The sequence below is a fragment of the Ramlibacter sp. genome (assembly GCF_035706265.1).
Lineage (GTDB): Bacteria > Pseudomonadota > Gammaproteobacteria > Burkholderiales > Burkholderiaceae_C > Ramlibacter.
Map to the genome: position 1 here is coordinate 1 of NZ_DASSVG010000581.1, position 2,238 is coordinate 2,238.

Genomic DNA, 2,238 nt, shown 5'->3' on the forward strand with positions numbered 1-2,238 from the left:
GCCAGCGCGAAGGACGTGCTGGAGCAGATCAAGAAAGCGGTTGGCGACGCGTGAAGCCGGCGGGTGACAATCCCGTGCACGGCGGCGGCCCGCTCCCCGTAGGGTGGGCCGGCCGCAGGCCGGCGCAGGTGAACGAAGTGAACCCCACCGGTCGCGGCTTCGGTGGGGTTCGCTTCGCTCACCGCCAGCCTACGAAAGACACATGGGAAGCGCCGCGGTGAACCTCGCCCCCGCCATCCTCGCCGCCCCCTGCCCCCAGCAGCGCCGCGCCATCGCCAAGGCCATCACGCTGCTGGAATCCACCCGCGCCGACCACCGCGCCCAGGCGGACGAACTGCTCACCGAGCTGCTGCCGCACACCGGCAACTCCTTCCGCCTCGGCATCTCCGGCGTCCCCGGCGTCGGCAAGAGCACTTTCATCGAGACCCTGGGCCTGGCCCTGATCGCCCGCGGCCACCGCGTCGCCGTGCTGGCGATCGACCCGTCCTCCACCGTCTCCGGCGGCTCCATCCTGGGCGACAAGACGCGGATGGAAAAGCTCTCGGTGCACCCGCAGGCCTACATCCGCCCCAGCCCCTCCAGCGGCACGCTGGGTGGCGTGGCCGCCAAGACCCGCGAGGCCCTGCTGGTGTGCGAAGCCGCGGGCCATGACGTGGTGATCGTCGAGACCGTGGGCGTGGGCCAGAGCGAGACGGCGGTGGCGGGCATGACGGACATGTTCGTGCTGCTGCAGCTGCCCAACGCCGGCGACGACCTGCAGGCGATCAAGAAGGGCGTGATGGAACTCGCGGACCTGGTCGTGATCAACAAGGCCGACCTCGACCGCGATGCCGCCACCCGGGCGCAGGCCCAGATCACCAGCGCGCTGCGCATCCTCGGCCAGCACGGCCACCCGGGGCATGCGCAGCACGACGAGACGCTGTGGCATGCTCAGGTCCTGCAGCTGAGCGCGCTGAAGGCCGACGGGATCGACCGCTTCTGGCAGGCCGTCACGCGCTTTCGCAACCTGCAGCAGGCCAGCGGGAGGTTTGCCGCCCGACGGCGACAGCAGGCGCTGGCCTGGATGTGGGAGCGCATCGAGAGCGGGCTGAAGCAGGCGTTCCGCCAGCACCCGCAGGTGAAATCGCTGCTCCCGCAGCTCACGCGGGAGGTGGAGCAGGGCACGCTCGCCGCCTCCACCGCGGCGCGGCAGCTGCTGGATACGTGGAAGCATTAGGAGAACAAGGTGCACGACATCCTGGAACAACTGGAGAAGAAGCGCGACGCCGCGCGGCTGGGCGGCGGCGAGCGCCGCATCGATGCGCAGCACAAGCGCGGCAAGCTCACCGCGCGCGAGCGCATCGACATCCTGCTCGACGAAGGCACCTTCGAGGAATGGGACATGTTCGTGGAGCACCGCTGCACGGACTTCGGCATGGAGGGCAACAAGATCCCCGGCGACGGCGTGGTCACCGGCTACGGGATGATCAACGGCCGGCTGGTGTTCGTCTTCAGCCAGGACTTCACCGTCTTCGGCGGCGCGCTGTCGGAGGCGCACGCGGAGAAGATCTGCAAGGTGATGGACCAGGCGATGAAGGTCGGCGCCCCCGTGATCGGCCTCAACGACTCGGGCGGCGCGCGCATCCAGGAAGGCGTGGCGTCGCTGGGCGGCTATGCCGACGTGTTCCAGCGCAACGTGATGGCCTCCGGCGTGATCCCGCAGATCTCCATGATCATGGGCCCGTGCGCCGGCGGCGCCGTGTACTCGCCGGCCATGACGGACTTCATCTTCATGGTCAAGGACAGCTCCTACATGTTCGTGACCGGCCCCGAGGTGGTGAAGACGGTCACGCACGAGGAGGTGACGGCGGAGGAGCTGGGCGGCGCCAGCACCCACACCGGCAAGAGCGGCGTGGCCGACCTCGCGTTCGAGAACGACGTCGAGGCGCTGGTCATGCTGCGGCGCCTGTTCAACTACCTCCCGCTGAACAACCGCGAGAAGCCGCCCCTGCGCCCGAGCCACGACCCGGCCGACCGGATGGACTTCTCGCTCGACACCCTGGTGCCGGACAACCCGAACAAGCCCTACGACATGAAGGAGCTGATCGTCAAGACGGTCGACGACGGCGACTTCTTCGAGCTGCAGCCCGATTACGCCAAGAACATCGTGATCGGCTTCGCCCGCATGGACGGCATGCCCGTGGGCCTGGTGGCCAACCAGCCCCTGGCGCTGGCCGGCGTGCTCGACATCGACGCCAG

The 2,238-nt window shown here is 68.9% G+C and carries 3 protein-coding genes; 2 read left to right on the forward strand and 1 reads right to left on the reverse strand.

The window, feature by feature from the left end:
* A partial coding sequence (locus VFM98_RS20835) for a hypothetical protein (RefSeq protein ID WP_325111808.1) occupies window positions 1-182 on the reverse strand: 182 nt, incomplete at its 3' end.
* A 20-nt stretch (window positions 183-202) separates the two neighbouring features.
* Here VFM98_RS20835 and meaB point away from each other — a divergent pair.
* Entirely contained in the window at window positions 203-1,216 is a 1,014-nt protein-coding gene (gene meaB, locus VFM98_RS20840) for a methylmalonyl Co-A mutase-associated GTPase MeaB (RefSeq protein WP_325111809.1), read from the forward strand.
* Between the two features lie 9 nt (window positions 1,217-1,225).
* A partial coding sequence (locus tag VFM98_RS20845) for an acyl-CoA carboxylase subunit beta (RefSeq protein WP_325111810.1) occupies window positions 1,226-2,238 on the forward strand: 1,013 nt, incomplete at its 3' end.